Consider the following 16,428-nt stretch of genomic DNA (forward strand, 5'->3'; position numbering starts at 1 on the left):
CGGACATTGGTGAGATTGTGCTCAACGGAGGTCGGAAGGATCGCCGAAGCCTTCTGACCAATGATCTTTATCTAGCTCGTAAGCGTCGGTGCTGAAACCTTCCGGATAGTCACGAAAGCCCGGTTGTTCGGCTAGTCTAGCGATTGTTAGGTCAACGGCCTGTTGAGAGCGGTAAACGCCAATCAGTTTGGCGTCGTCTCCATACTCATCATCCTTGCGGACATGGTGAAGGACATACACCCGATCCATTTGTTCGCTCATGCTGCAAAGTGAACTGCTTCGGGAATGTCCGCAATGGGTGGAAAGCGGACATCGGATTAGTTACATAATGAAGCGCTGGCCGAAGGCCCGATAAGGCGCGGAGAACCCTGGGGGCGAGCCGGTCCCGCGTGCCAGCGTCCGCATTGGGTGGAAGGCGGACACTTGCTGCACTTTCGTCCTCCAGTAGATTGTAGACCGATGAGGTACGCCGCGCTCGCCGTTCTGGCCTCCGCAACTCTGCTTGCTTGTAGGCAGGAGCCCCTTCATGAGGAGTGTGTTCCCGCGCTTCCGGGCTGGCGAACAACTGACGCCGGCAACGTGAGCGACATGACCCCGCTCCTGATTGAACTACACGGCGATCAGCTCAGCTGGAACGGGATGCCGGTGAGTGAGGAGACATTCACCGAATACCTGACTGATCTCGAAACCCGACTCAGAGACAACGGTGGTTCGAGAAAGTCTCCTGTCTTCGCGGTGTTCAGTCCGGAAACGAGAAACTGTGCGCTTGCTCGCCAGATTAGGGATCGGATCGATAGTAAACTCCCCTGCCGAAAGGGGCTGTGCGGACTAGGTCCGTCTGACGCGTTCATCAAACGCGTGAACTGAGACGCTCTAATGTCCGCAATGGGTCGAAAGCGGACATTCGCCCCGCTCACTTGCAAAGTAGGATTTCAAATGCTGCAACGAACCCCAAAGGTTCGTCCGCTCTTTGACTTCGCCAGCTCTCCGTCACCGAAAACGACTCGGCGACCCTGTGACATTCGAGACCTTGTTCATGTTCGGCCGCTGGCAACCGCCGCGCCCCCCCCCCCGACCCTGTGTCACCTTCGACAACCTCGCCCGCCCCTTACCAACTTGCCACCCGCCCCGCCCCTTGCCTTCGCACCTGCAACATGTGCATTCGCATTTCACCATGACCGACGACGCGCTCCGTTCCGCCGCCCTCACCTCCAAGGCCTGGCCCTTCGAGGAAGCCCGCAAGCTCGTCGCGCGCTATCCGCAGGGCAAGCCGAACGGCGAACCGGTCATCTTCGAGACCGGTTACGGCCCTTCGGGCCTCCCCCATATCGGCACCTTCACCGAGGTCCTGCGCACCACCTGGGTCCGCCGCGCCTATGAAGCGCTGACCGGCGCGCCGACCCGGCTGATCGCCTTCAGCGACGACATGGACGGGCTCCGCAAGGTCCCCGACAACGTGCCCAACGGCGAGGTCCTCGCCGCCGCGCTCGGCAAGCCGCTGACGAAGGTCCCCGACCCCTTCGGCTGCCACGACAGCTTCGCGCACCACAATAATGCGCTGCTCCGCCAGTTCCTCGACCGCTTCGGCTTCGACTACGAGTTCATGAGCGCGACCGACGCCTATACCTCGGGCCGCTTCGACGCGGCGCTGCGCTCGGTCCTGCGCCACTTCGACGCCATCATGGGGGTGATGCTCCCGACGCTCCGCGAGGAGCGCCGCCAGACCTATTCGCCCGTCCTCCCCGTCTCGCCCTCGACCGGCCGGGTCCTGCAGGTCCCCGTCCGCGTGGTCGATGCGGAGGCCGGCACCATCGCCTTCACCGACGAGGACGGCAGCGACGTCACCCAGTCCGCGCTCGGCGGCATGGCCAAGCTCCAGTGGAAGGTCGACTGGGCGATGCGCTGGGTCGCGCTCGGCGTCGATTATGAGATGGCCGGCAAGGACCTGATCGATTCGACCATCCAGTCGGGCAAGATCGCCCGAATCCTCGGGGCCAAGCCGCCCGAGGGCTTCAACTACGAGATGTTCCTCGACGAAAAGGGCGAGAAGATCTCCAAGTCCAAGGGCAATGGCCTCGGGCTCGAGGACTGGCTCCGCTACGGCAGCGAGAACAGCCTCCAATTCTATCTCTGGCGTGAGCCGAAGAAGGCCAAGAGCCTCCACGTCGGGCTGATCCCGCGCGCGATCGACGACTACTGGCAGTTCCGCGGCCGCTGGCCCGAACAGCCGGTCGAGCAGCGCCTCGGCAATCCCGTCCACCACATCCACGAGGGCGAGGTGCCGGAGCCGACGACCCTCCCCCTCAGCTTCTCGCTGCTCCTGAACCTCGCCTCGCTCCCCGGCGTCGCCGACAAGGCCACCGCCTGGCGCTTCGTCCAGCGCTATGCGCCGGGCACCGCGCCCGAGACCGACCCCGAACTCGACGAGCTGATCGGGCTGGCCGTCGCCTACGCCCGCGACTTCGTCGCCCCCGGCCTCGCCCGCCGCGCGCCGACCCCCGAAGAAGCCGCCGCACTCCGCGACCTCGACGCGTTCCTCGCCAGCCTCGCCCCAGACGCGCCCGCCGACGAAATCCAGAACGGCGTCTTCGCGGTCGGCAAGCAGCATTACGGGCAGGAAAAGCTGCGCGACTGGTTCCAGGCCGCCTACGAGACGCTCCTCGGCTCGAGCCAGGGCCCCCGCCTCGGCAGCTTCATCGCGCTCTACGGGATCGACAACAGCCGCAAGCTGATCGCCGACGCGCTAGCCTAAAGGCGGGCGCCGGCAACGCTGCGCCCGCATTAATCCGCCTTTTACGCCTCCGCCCGCACCTTCCGCGGCGCTCGGGGCACGAAGGGGGGTTTAGTCTATGATCCGATTGTATCTGTTCGGCGGGCTGATGGCTTTCGCCGGCACCGCGATGGTGGTCCAGAAGGTCGACCACAGCATGAATTACGTGCCGGTCATGGCGAGTATCACCTCGGTCAAGACCGAGCTCTGCCAGTTGAAGAAGGTCAGCCGGGGTGTCGTGACCAAAACCACCACGACGACCGGCCACATGCCCTGCGACGAGGCCGAGGACTTGCGCCTCCACAATCCGGACTATGCCGGGATGGAGGCGCTCGGCTACATGGACGTGACGTTCAGCTACATCTCGCCGGTCGACCATCGCCAGCATAGCGACACGCAGACCTACGCGTTCGACGATTACTCTCGCCTCGCGCACGCAGAGGGATCTCAGCTGCCGATCCTCGCGCACAAGTCGAAGGCCGACGAGACCGCCCGCGACTATGATCACATGGCCGGTTTCGCCTCGCCCGAGGCCTGACCGGCGCGGAGTCAGGCGGCCCGCTTATGTCGGGCCGCCGGTTTCGCCATCGTCCGCCGCGTCGACCTGACCCAAAGGCGGTATCGGCGCCGCCACGACTGCCTCGCGCCGCCTCTACAATGCCGGAAAAGCGCAATCGGCAGGCGGTGACATGGTCAAGGAATTGAACGAGCGGCTGATCTTCACGGACTTTACGGCGGAGCAGCGTGCCAGGCTTGCGTCGGCACAGGACGTGATCGCCCGTCACCTCTCGCCCGCCCTCGACCGCTTCTACGCCACCGCCGAGAAGACCCCGCATACCGCCGCCTTCTTCCGCGATCGCACCCACATGGGCAGCGCCAAGGGTGCCCAGCAAAAGCATTGGCAGCGCCTCGCCTCGGGTCGCTTCGACGAGGATTATTACGCCAGCGCCCGCCGCATCGGCGATACGCACGCCCGGATCGGCCTCTCCCCGCAATGGTATGTCGGCGCCTACGCCCTGGTGGTCGAAGAGCTGATCCTCAACCTCGGCAAGTCGGAGGAAGGCAAGGGCCGGTTCGGCCTCGGCCGCGGGTCGTCCGCCGATCTCCCGCTCATCGCTGCCGTGGTCAAGGCCGCGCTGATCGACATGGAGCTTTGCATCTCCATGTATTTCGAGAAGAGCCAGGTCGAACGCGACGCCGCCATGGCCAAGCTTGGCGCGCGCGAACATGCGCTCAGCGCCTTGCTCGAAACCGTCTCGGCCACCGCCGAGAGCGTCTTCTCCGGCGCCCGCGAAATCTCGCAGGCGAGCGAGGATCTCGCCCGCCGGACCGAAAGCAACGCCGCCGCGCTCGAGGAGACCGCGGCGTCGATCACGCAGATGGACGAGCGCATCCGCCAGACCGCGCAAGCCGCGGGCGAGACGGTCGCGCGCGCCGATCAGACCATGGCGGTCGTCACCTCGGGCCGCAGCGTCGCCGACGAGGCCGTCCAGGCGATGGGCCGCGTCAGCGACAGCGCCAAGGGGATCGACAGCGTGATCGAGGGGCTCGACAAGATCGCCTTCCAGACGCGGGTGCTGGCGATGAACGCCGCGGTCGAGGCGGGCCGGGCCGGCGAGGCGGGCCGCGGCTTCGCGGTGGTCGCCGATCTCGTCAGCGCGCTCGCCATGCGCGCCGAGGAGGAAGCCAAGCGAGCGCGCGACCAGCTGACGGTCACCCAGACCGAAGTGGTCTCCGCCGTGTCGGCCGTCGAGAAGGTCGATGGCGCGCTGGCCAACATTTCGGGCGACGTCGCCCAGGTGAACGAGCTGCTCGGCCGGATCGCCGACGACAACCAGGCGCAGGCCCGTGCGATCGCCGAGATCACCGAGAGCATCGCCAGCATGGACCGCTCGACCCAGCAGAATGCCGCCATGGTCGAGGAGACTAGCGCCGCGGCGCGCAACCTCCTCAACGAGGCGACCAGCCTGACGCAGCAGGCCGCGAGCCTCAACGAGACTGGCGAGGGCGCCGCGCGCAACCCCGTCCGCGCACTCCAGCACGAAGCCGCCGCGGCTCTGTCACGCGCCGCCTGACCGGGCGCGACCTGCCACTTGCAAAGTAGGATTTGGCCTGCTGAAATAACCGGACCGGTTCGCACCGGCCCAGCTCTTTCAACGATCCGATCTTACCCTGAAGCCTCCGCTTCGCCCCTCACCACCATGGCGCCTATGCGCGATGATCGTGAAGATCCGGCGCCCGTTCACCCCTTGGTGGCGGCGATCCAGCGGTCGATCTTCTGCTCGAGCACCGCGAGCGGCAGCGCCCCGGTGTTGAGCACCTGGTCGTGGAAGGCGCGGATGTCGAACTTGGGACCGAGCTCGGCCTCCGCCTTGCGCCGCAGCCGCTGGATGGTCAGCGCGCCCAACTTGTAGGCCAGCGCCTGGCTCGGAATGGCGATGTAGCGCTCGACCTCGGCGGTCGCGTCGGTCTTCCCCATTCCGCTGTTCGACAGCATGTAGCTGATCGACTGCTCGCGGGTCCAACCCTTCGAATGGATGCCGGTATCGACCACCAGCCGCATCGCGCGCAGCATCTCGTCGTCGAGCGTCCCCATCCGCTGATAGGGATCCTTGTAGAAGCCCATGTCGTAGCCGAGCGTCTCGGCATAAAGCGCCCAGCCCTCGACGAACGCGGTGTTCCCGCCGAACCGCATGAACGCCGGCAGCGCCTCATTCTCCTGCGCGAGGCTGATCTGGAAGTGGTGCCCGGGCGAGCCCTCGTGCAGATAGAGCGTCGTCATCCCCGGCGTCGTCCGGCTCGGCAGGTCATAGGCGTTGAAATAGAACACCCCAGGCCGTGAGCCGTCGGGCGTGCCGTTCTCGTAGGAGCCGCCGGCCTGGAACTTCTCGCGGAACGGCTCGTACGGTCGGATCTCGAGCTTCGCCTTGGGCATCACCGCGAAATATTTGGGAAGCTCGGCGTCGACCTCCTTGCCGATCGCGTAGAAGCCCTGCGTCAGCGCCTCGCGGCTCTTGGGCTTGAACTTGGGGTTGGTCCGCATGTCTTCGAAGAAGGCCTGCAGGTCGCCCTTGAAGCCGACCTCGGTGCGGACCTTCTCCATCTCGCCCTTGATCCGCGCGACTTCGCTGAGGCCAAGCTGGTGGATCTCCTCCGGGGTCATGTCGAGCGTGGTCGTCGACTTGACGAGGTAGCGGTAAAGCTCGGGCCCGCCCTTCATATACGACAGACCGACACCCGCGCGCGCCCTGGGCAGATATTCGGTCTTCAGGAAGTCGCGCATCCGGATCATCACCGGCCGGATCTGCCCGGTGTAGGCCGCCTCATATTCCCTGGTCAGCCGCGCCCGGTCGGCGGCGGAGATCGAGTCCGGGAACTTGGCGACCGGACCCATGAAGCTCGACTGCTTGGGACTCTGCTTGATGAGGTTGTCGAACTGCTCGATCATGTTGCGGACGGTCAGCTTGGTGTCCACCACCCCGCTCGCTTCACCCTCGCGAAAGCGGCCGATCGCGCGGTCGAGGTAGGCGACATAGCCCGCGTGCCGCTTGAGGTTGTTCTCGTAATCCTCGAGCGTCTTGAACGGCGCCGCGCCCGAACCGCTGGCAAAGGTCGGGTAGAAGGTCTGGAAGCCGCTGAAATGGTTGATCGGCCGCACCGCCGTCAGCGCGACGAGGTCGGGCTGGAGCGCGCGCAGCGTATCCTCGGTGGTGAACTTGAACACGTCGTAGGCGATCTGGTCGGTCGGATTGAGCTTGGCCCGGTCGATCGCCGCAAGCCCCGCCAGATCGGCCTCGCCCGCCGCCCGCTCGCCGGCATAATAAGCGTCGGTGATGTAGTCGCCGAAGCGGTCGGCGTAGCGCATGTCGCCGCGGAAAATCGCGTTCAGCGGGTTGCGCTTCAGCCCGTCCTCGTCGCTCCGCTGGAACAGGGCAAAGAGCTTGTCATGCTCGGCCTTGGCCAGTTCATCGGCGCTCGGTGCGGGCGCGGCCTGAACGACCTCGGGCAGCGGAGCCGGGGACGGTTCGGGCCGGGTCGTCGCGCAGGCGGCGAGCGCGAGCAAGCTGGCGCCGAGAAGGATGCGGCGGATCGTCATGGCTGGGTCGGCTCCGGATGAAGGTCAGGGCGTCACGAGACGCGCCCGAGCGCGCCCCGCAACGCCGTCTTCGATGAACCGCCCCGCCCTGTCTACCAGAAGAAGCGCGGGATCGTGTCGAGCACGCGGCCGGTCCTGAGGTCCACCAGCAGCACGTCGTTATAATAGCGGATCCAGCGATAGGGCCCGCTCACCGGCGGCAGGCGGTAATACCAAGGATCCTGGATCCAGTAGCGCGCCGAATAGAAACGCGACGGGAGCCGCCACCCGATCTGGTAGGGACGGTAATTCCAGCCGAACGGATCGATGTAGACGCTGACATGAAAGCGGCCGCGGTCGCGGTCGCGTTGGCGACGCCAATCGTACCGCCGGTCGCGGCGCCAATCGTCGCGCCAGCCCGGACGGTCGACCCGTTCGCCTCGCTGCTCGTAGCCGGGCGGGGTGATCGCCCCCGGGACCGGGCGAACGCGGATCGGCTCGGGCGACTGCGGCGCCTGCCCGACCACGGGGATCCGGCGCGGCTCCTCGCGCGGCGGCGGGACCTGGATGGCCCCCTCGCGATCCTGGCGGGCGCGGCGCGCGGCGTCGCGGCGCTCATATTGCCAGCCGCTGACGCTGTCGGTCGCCGCGGGCCGCGGCGCCTCGACATCGGTCGGCCGGACCCAGTCGCGCTGGCGTTCGCTGCGCCGCTCCTCGACCTCGGTCCGCGCCTGTTCGCGCCACGCATTGCCGCGCGAGCGATCGGGGGCGGCCCGGGTGGACTCGGCGGTGGGCGCCGATACCATGACCGGGGGCGGCGGCGGCGGGTCGAAGCGGGGCATGGCGCGCTCGCCCCCGCCATCGCCGCGCATCACCCGGGGCGACTCCTCCGCCCGGTGCCGGACCGGCGGCGTGTCGCGACGCGGCTCGGGTTCGGGCGCGGGCGCCGCCTGCGCTTCCTGCACGGGTTGGGGATCGGGATCCTGGGCTACCGCGGGGACCGCGGTTCCGAGAAGGAGAAGAGCAGCAAGGGACAGACGCATGACCGAAAAGCTCCAGCGGATGGTTCACCGGAGCTTCGTCCCGAGTGGATGAGCCGATGATTAACGAGCCGGAACGATCTCGGGCGGGGGTGTCGGGCCGGGCGCCGCCGGCGCGAGCATGGTGCCGGCGGCGCGCGCGATCGCCCGTCGCAGGCGTGGTTGGCAACCGCAGCTGCAGAGGTTCGGGAGGGCGTCGACCTGCTCGGGCGAGGGCCGCGGGTTCTGCTGCAAGAGCGCAGCGGCGGCGCAGGCGAAGCCGGGGATGCAGAAACCGCACTGGATCGCTTCCTCGGCCACCAGCGCCGCCGTCACCGGATGATTGGCGAGCCCTTCGATGGTCGTGACATCCGCGCCCTCGAGACTGCCGATCGGGACCGCGCAGCTCAGCATCGCCGCGCCGTCGACGATCACCGTGCATGCGCCGCACCGGCCGGCCCCGCCACAGCCCTGCTTGGTGCCGGTCAGATTGGCGGCGTCGCGGATCGCCCACAGCAAGGGCGTCGCGGGATCCATCGCGATCTCGAGCGCCTGTCCGTTGATCCTGAGCTTGGCCATGCCCGTTCCGTCTAGCCGCGCGGCCGAGCCCATGCCAAGCAGGCACGATCATGACCCTGCTCCAGACCACCCTCGGCCCCATCGGAATCGTGCAGCAGGGAGCGGGCGGCGTGCCGCTGCTCTTCCTCCACGGCGTCGGGTCGGACCGGCATGCGTGGGACGGCCAGGTCGCCCATTTCGGCCAATCCCGCCACACGTTCGCGATCGACTTTCCGGGTTATGGCGACAGCGGCTTCATCGAAGGCGCGACCCGCGTGACCTTCGCCGAGGCGGCGCTGGCGACGCTCGACGCGCTCGGGATCGAGCGGGCGCATGTCTGCGGGCTCAGCCTCGGCGGGGTGATCGCGATCGCGATGCATGCGCTCGCCCCCGGGCGGATCGCGAGCCTCGTCCTTGCCGATACCTTCGCCGTTCATCCCGAGGGCCGCGCGATCTACGACCGCTCGCTCGCCGGTGCGGCCAGTCTGGGCATGTCTGGGCTTGCCGAGACGCGGGCCGGTGCGCTGCTCGCCGAACCCGCCGACCCCGCGATCCGCGCGGGGGTGATCGAAACCATGAGCCGGATCGATCCCGCAGCCTATGGAATCGCCGCCGAAGCGGTCTGGCTCGCCGACCAGCGGGCAGAAGCACGCGCGATCGCGGTGCCGACGCTGATCCTTTACGGCAGCGAGGACCGGATCACCCCGCCCGCGCTGTCGGAGGAGCTCAAGACGCTCATCCCGCATGCCGGACTGGTGGAGATCACCGGCGCCGGCCATCTCCCCAATCTCGAGCAGCCGCGGATCTTCGATCGCGTTGTCGAGGCGTTCCTCTCCGATCTGGACTGACATTCGCAGCCTTACCGGGGCTTTAACCATCGGCGGAAAGCGGTTGTTCGCCTTGTCCTGCGACAACCGGCGCCATGGACAAGAGCCTTACCGCCGTCCTCGGCCTTGCTGCCGTCGCGCTTCTGGCGCCGAGCCCTGCGCTCGCCCAGAGCGCCTCCTCGCCTTACGCCGTGAGCGCGAGCTTTGCCGCCAAGAGCGAAGCCCTGCTCGGCACCGGCAGCCGCCTCGCGCAGTTGATGGCGCAGCAGCAGGGCCTCGCCGCGCCGGTGGTCGAGACCGCCGCCGTCCTCCCGGCCGCGACGCCCGCGGTGCTTCGCTCGCCGTGGTCGGCAACCCCGATCCGGCTCCAGCGCGCCGCGGTCGCGACCGATCGCCCCGACGTGTTCGGCTCGGTCGCGCTTCCCGTATCGGGAACGCCGCTCGACCAGCGTTTCCGCAACGTCGAGCATCGCCCGCTCGACGCCGCCAGCGCGCGCTTCGCCGCCGCGCTGCGCGACCGCCCGGCCGCCGAGCGGATCGATCTAGTCAATCGTTTCGTCAACGCCCGCATCGCCTTCGAGGACGACAGCCGCCAGTTCGGCCGCAGCGACGTCTGGCAGAGCGCTGCCGAGTCGCTCCGACGTGGCCGCGGCGACTGCGAGGATTATGCGATCGCGAAATTGCAGCTGCTTCGGGCCGCGGGCTTCGCCGAGCGCGAACTCTACCTCGTCATCGTTAAGGATCTCGTCCGGCGCAGCGACCATGCGGTGCTGACGGTGGCGAGCGGTGGCCGGCTGGTGGTGCTCGACAATGGCACCGACCGGATCGTCGATGCCGCCGACATCACCGACTATCGCCCGATCTTCAGCTACGCGGGCGGAAGGCGCTGGACCCACGGCTATCGCATGCCGGTCGAGCGTCCGCCGGTGGTCTATGCCTCGGCCACCGACCGCGCGAGCCTGCCGGTCCCGGCCGCCGCGCCGACCCTCGCTGTCGAGATCGCATCGACGACCTTCACCGTGACCGAAGCCGACCTCGGCCCCGCGCTGCTCGGCTGAAGCGCTAGCGTTCGGTCAGGGCGTCGCTCTTGGCCTTGAGCACCGGCTTCAGAAGATAGGTGAGGATCGTCTTGCGGCCGGTGATGATCTGCGTGTCGGTCATCATGCCCGGCGTGATCGGTAGCCGTCGCCCCGCCGTCGTCAGATAGCTCCGCTCGGTCTCGACGATGACGTTGAAATAGGCCTCGCGCGTCGCCTCGTCGTAGATCGAGTCGGCGCTGACCTGGACGACCTTGCCCTCGAGCCCGCCGTAGATCGAGAAATCATAGGCGGTGACCTTCACCAGCGCGCGATCGCCGACCTTGATGAAGGCGATGTCGCTAGGCTTCACGCGAGTCTCGACCAGCAGCTTGTCGCCCGTCGGCACGACTTCCATGATCTTCTGCCCGGCCTGGACAAATCCGCCGCGCGTGGTGATCTGGACGTCGTTGACGACGCCATCGACCGGCGAGCGGATCTCGGTCCGGCTGAGCCGCCCCTGCGCCCCGCGCAACGTCTGCTCGTTGATGGCGATCTTCTGCGTGACCTGGCTGCGCTCGTTCAAGGCGTCCTGGCGGAATTGGGCGCTGGCCTCGGCGGCCTGCGCACGCGCTTCGCCCACCGCCGCCATGGCCCGACCCTGCTGTTCGCGCGCAGCCGCAATGCGGCCCTGGAGGTCGACCACTTCGCGCTGCGCGGTGGCGAGCTCGGTCTGAGGCACGATGTTCTTGGCCGCGAGCGGGGCCAGTCGGTTCACATTGTCCTGCGCGAGCTTGAGGCTCTGGCCGAGGCTGTTGATCGTCGCGGCGGCCTCGGCGGCCTCGCGTCGACGCTGTTCGGCGGTGGCGTTGAGCGCGCTCAGCCGGCCCGACAGCGCGCCGCGGCGGGCTTGGAGCAGGGCGCCTTCGTCACCGCTGACCGAGGTCGAGGCGACTCCGCCTTCGCTGCCGAGGCGGCTCGCGCGCTGCTGCAGCGCCTGCGTCTCGGCCTCGATCTGGCCGAGTTCCGAACTCGACTGCGTATCGTCGAGGCGAACGAGGAGCTGGCCCGCCTTCACCCGTTCGCCCGAGCGAACGAGGATCTCGCGCACTGTCGCCGGCTCGGACGACTGGATCAGCTGGACCTTGCTGGTCGGGATGACCTTGCCCTGCCCGTGCGTGGCTTCGTCGACATGGGCGATCATCGACCAGACGAGGAAGAGGAAGAAGCCGATCGCGCTGTAAAGGATGATCTTGCGCGAGCCCGTCAGCGGGGCGCGGCCGTGGCGGCGGGACTGGCCGGCGGCGGGAGCGAAGGGGATGGAGGCCATTTGGTTCACGCCTGTTACTGATTGCTGGCGAGCGCGGCCGAACCGCTGCTCGCGCTGGTGACGGCGGCAACCGTGGCCGCGTCACGCGGAAGGGGAGTGGATTGCTCCTGCGCGGCGAGCGTCGCGCGCGCACGATTGGCGGTTGCCTGCGGATCGGGGATCGACAGGCGCCAGCCCTTGCTGGTGTCGAGCAGCCCGCCGACGTCGTTCGAGGCGCGGCGGATCGTCTTGTCCTGCTCGAAGGTCAGCTGCGCGGGAGGCACGTCGGCGGCGGCGATGGTCTCGCCGCCCGCGAGGATCGCCGGGCGGATCGCCGGGCGAAGCGACGCGGGATCGTTCGGCTCGCCGATGTAGCGGCCGGTGAAGGCGCCGCGCTGGCCCCAGGCGCCCGGCCAGCGATAGAAGATGTGCGCGCCGATCTTGGTGATCTTGGCGAGCATCGGCGCCCAGTAGGGCGCGACATAGTCGGCATGATAATGCGTCGCCTGTCCGACCGCGCCGTCGACATAGCCGGCGAGCGCCGCTGCGGCGACGCGGCGCGCCTCGGCCCAGGCGCCAGCAGCGGGCGCACGGTTGAGCGAACCGTCGCAGACGAAGGTGAACTGGCAGATGGGCGTCGAATTGCGCTGGTAGACGACCCCGCAGACCGACTTGGGGAAAGCGGGATGGCGCATGCGGTTGAGGATCACCTGCGCGACCGCGCGGCGGCCCTCGAGCGGCTCGAATCCCGCTTCGTAATAGACTGCCTGCGTCAGGCAGGTAAGCGCGCGGTCGTAGGCGGTGCCGCCGGTCGGCGCCATGAAGGGCGCGGCGGCCTGGACGGGCGCGCCGCTGAAGGGGAGCGCGGCATTGATCTGCTCGGCCTCGGCACCGGTGGCGCGGACCTGCTGCGCCTGGTCGCCGGTGGTCGCGGCGAGCAGCACCGCGGCCTTGGCCTGCGTCATCGGCAGCGATGCGACCGGCGCCGCTTCGGCCGGATTACGCATGGTCGCCGCATAGGTGACGGCCAGCCCGACGAGGATCGCAAGGCCGAGCGCGCCGCCGAGCAGCACGTCCCAGCGCAGGCTGGCGAAGCGGATGGCGGCGCGACGCTGGAGGAGGGCGAGCGAGGTCATGGCTCAGGCCTCCTGTGGCCGGGCCTGCGCCGCGGCAGCGTCGCGCAGCCGACCGAGCACTTGGTCGACCGGACCGTCGGCGATGATCCGCCCGCCGTCGATCACCAGCAGGCGGTCGACGATCGACAGCATCTGGTGGCGGTGGGTGGCGACGACGAGCGTCTGGTCGGGCTTGAGCGCAGTCTTGAGCTTGTCGATGAAATAGGCCTCGGTCTGCGTATCCATCGCGCCGGTCGGCTCGTCGAGGAACAGCATCCGGCTGTCGCTGACGAGCGCGCGGGCGAGGACCAGCAGCGCGCGCTGGCCGCCCGAGAGCAGCGCCCCGCGCTCACCCACCGGCAGGTCGAAGCCAGCCGCATCGCGCGACAGGAAGATGTCGGCACCCGAGCGCTGAACCGCGTCGATCATTTCCTCGTCGGTCGCGCGCGCGCCGCCAAGCAGCAGGTTGTCGCGGACCGAGCCCGAGAAAAGCTCGGCGTCCTGGCCGACGAAGCGGAAGGCGTCGCGCAGCTGGTGCGGGTGATATTGGCGGCTGTCGAGGCCATCGACGGTCAGCACGCCATCGGTCGGCGCATACAGGCCGCAGAGCAGCCGGCCGAGCGTCGACTTGCCCGAGGCCACGCGGCCGATGATGCCGATCTTCTCGCCCGGGCGGATCACGAGGTTGATGTCGCTGAGGCTGTCGCGCGCGGCGGTCGGATAGCGGAAGCCGACATGCTCGAGCGCGAGGTGGCCGTTGCGGATCTCGGGCACGATCGAGCGCGCGGCGCTGACCCGCTCGTCACCCGATTCCATCATCCGCTGGAGGCTGGCGAGCGTGGTGAACGCCTGCTTGCCCCGCGTGATGAGGAAGGCGAACTGGCCGACCGGCGACAACGCACGGCCTGCGAGCATGACGATCGCGATGATCGCGCCCATGCTCATCAGGCCGGCGTTGAACATGTAAAACCCACCGATCAGCAGGCCGATCGAGATCAGCTGCTGCGACAGGCTGGCGAGATTGACCGCAATGCTGGTCAGGCGGCGCATCTTCTCCTGCGTGCCGGCAGTCATGTCCGCCAGGCGCCGCCAGCGGCCGAGCATCTGCCCTTCGGCACGCTGGGCCTTGAGCGTCTCGAGCCCCGAGATGCTCTCGACCAGCACGCTGTGCTGAAGGCTCGAATCCGCGAGGCTGTCGAGCGCGGCCTGATTCATGCTCTTCTGGAGGCTCACCCCTGCGAGCAGCATCACGGCCATGCCGACGAGCGGCACCAGCACCAGCCAGCCGGCGAGCACGGTGATGAGGATCAGGAAGACGAACAGGAACATGACGTCGACCGCGAGCACCACGGTGGTCGAGGCGAAGAAGTCGCGCACCGTCTCATATTCGCTGACCCGGCGGGCCATGGCGCCGGTGCTTCCCGCGCGCTCGGCGAGCGGGATGTTCATGATCTTCTCGAACAGCTTCTGGCTAAGCTTGGCGTCGAGCTTGCGGCCGACTTCGTCGATAAGCTGCGCGCGGGCGAGCCGGAGCATGAAGTCGAGCCCGAGCGCAAGGAGGACGCCAAGCGCCAGCACCCACAGGGTCGGGATCGCCTTGTTGGGGATGACCCGGTCGTAGACGTGCATGGTGAACAACGGCACCGCGAAGGCGAGCAGGTTCACCACCAGGGCGGCGAGCAGCACCGGGCGGAATTCGCCGCGGATCTTGTTGACCTCGCTCCAGAACCAGTGGACGCGCTTGGCCCGGTCCCATGGCCGTTCGCCGGCGCGTTCCTGCGTCGGGTCGGCCTCGACGTGCACCGCGCGGCCGGTGAACAGCGGCTCGATCTCGCTCGCCTCAACCCAGATCGGCTCGGCCGCGCCGGGCACGTAGACGAGCGCCTCGCGGCCGTTCAGTTCGTTGAGGACCAGCGCACGATCGTCCTCGAGCTCGAGGATCGCGGGCAACCGCGCCGTGGGCCAGCCCTTGAGATTGCGGGTCAGCGGATGCCCGCGCATCCCCACCTGCTCGAGCGCCGGCTCGACCTGGTGGAAGGGCAGCAGCCCCTGCGAATTGAGCGCCAGTCCGGCGCGCAGCAGGACAGGCGACGAAGGCCGGTCCGCTGCGCGCGCGAGATAGGCAAGGCAGTCGAGGACGGGGTCGAGTGCCTCGTTGGACGAGGCTTCCACCAGATTGACGAAGCTCAACGGACAATCCTCACTGCGTGACGCATTTACTGGGCCGGGGCCGGGGCCGGCATCGGCTCGGCCGGCGGCGCCGTCGCGGCCGCACCGGTCGCCGGGCGCGGGGTTGCACCGACGTCCTGCGGATCGGCGGGCGGACCCATGACCGGATAGCGCAGGCTGTTCTCCTGGCGATCGCTTGCCGGCACGGCGCGGACCTTGAAGCGGCTGCGAAGGTCGCTGTAGGCGCCCTGCGGCATCGGCACGCCGAGGGCCTCGACCAGCTTGTTCGAGGCGGCGAGCACCCGATACTGGGCGAACAGGCGGCTCATGCGCGCGGTCTCGGCCTGGGCCTGGACGTTCTGGCGGGTGTTCTGCGCATCGAGCACGTCGAGCAGCGAGCGGCGGCCGACGTTGAACTGCTCGCGGTACGAGAGCAGCAGGTCGTCGCTAATGCGGCTCTGGTTCTCGAGCTCGCTGACGAGGCGCTGCTGGTTCTGCAGGCGGCTCCACGCCGAGCGCGCATCCTCCTCGGCCGAACGCTGGGTCTGGAACAGGCGGGCGTGGGCCTCGTCGGCGCGGCGCTGCTGCTCACGAACATTGGCTTCCTTGATGCCACCGTTGGTCAGCGTCCAGCGAAGCACCAGATTGGCCTGGAGGTCGCGGGTATTGCCCGCGAAGCCGTCGACGTCATTGCCGACCCGGGCACGGCCCTCGGCGTTGAGCTTCGGCCCCACGTCGCTGCGCGCGGAGCGCACCACTTCGCGGGCGCTGCTGAGGTCGGCGATCGCTTCCTGAACGCGCGGATTGTTGTTGCGCGCGAGATTCTCGGCATCGGCCAGTGTCGCCGGCACCGAGGCGGTCAGGTCGGGCGGCACCGAGACGCTGTCGATCGGCATGCCGGTCAGCGTCTGGAAGGAGATGGCCGCGGTCTCGAGATCCTCGCGGGCCTCGGTGACCCGGGCGCGGGCAGCCTGCAGCCGCTCTTCGGCCTGCTGCTGGTCGGCGATCGAGATCGAACCCTGCTGCACGCCTTGGCGGAGATCGCCCGCGAGCTTCTCGTGGAAGGCGACATTGTCTTCCGAGATGGCGACGAGCCGCTGCTGGAGCAGATAGTCGATGTAGTTGCGCGCGACGTTCAGCGCGACGAATTCGCTGCGCTCCTCGATCCGGGCGGCGGCGGCGTCGGTGCGGCTCGCCTGGCGGCGGATCTCGGCGTTGCGGCCGCCGGCATCGACCAGCAGCTGGTCGACGACCAGTTCGCCCTCGACCGGCTTCAGCATCTGATCGCCAAGGCCGATGCGGCGGCGCGACGGATTGCGCAGTTCGCGCACGCCCGCCGAGGCGCGCAGGTCGACGCGCGGGCCCCACAGGCCGCGGGCCTGGTTGAGCTCTTCCATCGTGGCTTCGCGGTTGTGGACCGCCTGCCGGATCTCGGGATTGCTCTGCAGCGCGGCCTGGACCGCGGAACGAAGGTCGACCGCATAAGCGGGAACGGCGCTCGCGAGCAGGGCGCCCGGAACGATCAGCAGCATCTTCTTCAAGGTCATAAATCCCCCTTCTGGTCAAACGA

Annotated in this window: 13 protein-coding genes; 5 read left to right on the top strand and 8 right to left on the bottom strand. The window is 68.1% G+C overall.

Annotated features, from left to right (window positions below):
* Nucleotides 1-21: 21 nt before the first annotated feature.
* Entirely contained in the window at nucleotides 22-261 is a 240-nt protein-coding gene (locus tag ABD693_RS02965) for a DUF7336 domain-containing protein (RefSeq protein WP_344695505.1), read from the bottom strand.
* Nucleotides 262-1,174: 913 nt separating this feature from the next.
* Between ABD693_RS02965 and ABD693_RS02970 the strand changes: the two genes are divergently transcribed.
* The 3 genes from ABD693_RS02970 (at nucleotide 1,175) to ABD693_RS02980 (ending at nucleotide 4,845) form a co-directional block, all read left to right on the top strand.
* Complete coding sequence (locus tag ABD693_RS02970; protein WP_344695506.1) at nucleotides 1,175-2,752, top strand: lysine--tRNA ligase; 1,578 nt, start codon at nucleotides 1,175-1,177, stop codon at nucleotides 2,750-2,752.
* A 97-nt stretch (nucleotides 2,753-2,849) separates the two neighbouring features.
* Entirely contained in the window at nucleotides 2,850-3,308 is a 459-nt protein-coding gene (locus ABD693_RS02975) for a hypothetical protein (RefSeq protein WP_344695507.1), read from the top strand.
* Between the two features lie 151 nt (nucleotides 3,309-3,459).
* Nucleotides 3,460-4,845, top strand: a complete 1,386-nt coding sequence (locus ABD693_RS02980) for a protoglobin domain-containing protein (RefSeq protein WP_344695508.1) — start codon at nucleotides 3,460-3,462, stop codon at nucleotides 4,843-4,845.
* A gap of 167 nt (nucleotides 4,846-5,012) precedes the next feature.
* Here the strand turns inward: ABD693_RS02980 and ABD693_RS02985 are convergent, their stop codons facing one another.
* From ABD693_RS02985 to ABD693_RS02995, 3 genes are all read right to left on the bottom strand, one after another.
* A complete protein-coding gene (locus ABD693_RS02985; RefSeq protein WP_344695509.1) occupies nucleotides 5,013-6,866 on the bottom strand; it encodes a DUF885 domain-containing protein in 1,854 nt (617 codons plus the stop codon).
* A 92-nt stretch (nucleotides 6,867-6,958) separates the two neighbouring features.
* Entirely contained in the window at nucleotides 6,959-7,888 is a 930-nt protein-coding gene (locus tag ABD693_RS02990) for an RcnB family protein (RefSeq protein ID WP_344695510.1), read from the bottom strand.
* Nucleotides 7,889-7,948: 60 nt separating this feature from the next.
* Nucleotides 7,949-8,443: a (2Fe-2S)-binding protein gene (locus ABD693_RS02995; protein WP_344695511.1), complete on the bottom strand. Its 495-nt coding sequence runs from the start codon at nucleotides 8,441-8,443 to the stop codon at nucleotides 7,949-7,951.
* Nucleotides 8,444-8,493: 50 nt separating this feature from the next.
* On the opposite strand from ABD693_RS02995, the gene ABD693_RS03000 reads away from it, so the two are divergent.
* Together ABD693_RS03000 and ABD693_RS03005 are read left to right on the top strand one after the other, a co-directional pair.
* Nucleotides 8,494-9,270 (top strand): alpha/beta fold hydrolase, encoded by a 777-nt coding sequence (locus ABD693_RS03000; RefSeq protein WP_344695512.1) that lies wholly within the window; start codon nucleotides 8,494-8,496, stop codon nucleotides 9,268-9,270.
* A 74-nt stretch (nucleotides 9,271-9,344) separates the two neighbouring features.
* On the top strand, nucleotides 9,345-10,307 hold the full coding sequence (locus ABD693_RS03005) for a transglutaminase-like cysteine peptidase (protein ID WP_344695513.1): 963 nt from the start codon (nucleotides 9,345-9,347) through the stop codon (nucleotides 10,305-10,307).
* A 4-nt stretch (nucleotides 10,308-10,311) separates the two neighbouring features.
* On the opposite strand, the gene ABD693_RS03010 is transcribed toward ABD693_RS03005, so the two are convergent.
* The 4 genes from ABD693_RS03010 to ABD693_RS03025 are packed head-to-tail and all read right to left on the bottom strand — an operon-like array spanning nucleotide 10,312 to nucleotide 16,405.
* Nucleotides 10,312-11,595, bottom strand: coding sequence for an HlyD family type I secretion periplasmic adaptor subunit (locus tag ABD693_RS03010; protein ID WP_344695514.1), 1,284 nt, complete (start codon nucleotides 11,593-11,595; stop codon nucleotides 10,312-10,314).
* Between the two features lie 14 nt (nucleotides 11,596-11,609).
* The gene (locus ABD693_RS03015; protein WP_344695515.1) at nucleotides 11,610-12,710 is read right to left on the bottom strand and encodes a cell wall hydrolase; all 1,101 of its coding nucleotides are present in this window, start codon (nucleotides 12,708-12,710) and stop codon (nucleotides 11,610-11,612) included.
* Nucleotides 12,711-12,713: 3 nt separating this feature from the next.
* Nucleotides 12,714-14,879 (bottom strand): type I secretion system permease/ATPase, encoded by a 2,166-nt coding sequence (locus ABD693_RS03020; protein WP_344695517.1) that lies wholly within the window; start codon nucleotides 14,877-14,879, stop codon nucleotides 12,714-12,716.
* 26 nt (nucleotides 14,880-14,905) lie between these two features.
* Complete coding sequence (locus ABD693_RS03025; protein WP_344695518.1) at nucleotides 14,906-16,405, bottom strand: TolC family protein; 1,500 nt, start codon at nucleotides 16,403-16,405, stop codon at nucleotides 14,906-14,908.
* Nucleotides 16,406-16,428 lie beyond the last annotated feature (23 nt).

It is taken from the genome of Sphingomonas rosea (genome assembly GCF_039538065.1).
Taxonomy (GTDB): domain Bacteria; phylum Pseudomonadota; class Alphaproteobacteria; order Sphingomonadales; family Sphingomonadaceae; genus Sphingomicrobium; species Sphingomicrobium rosea.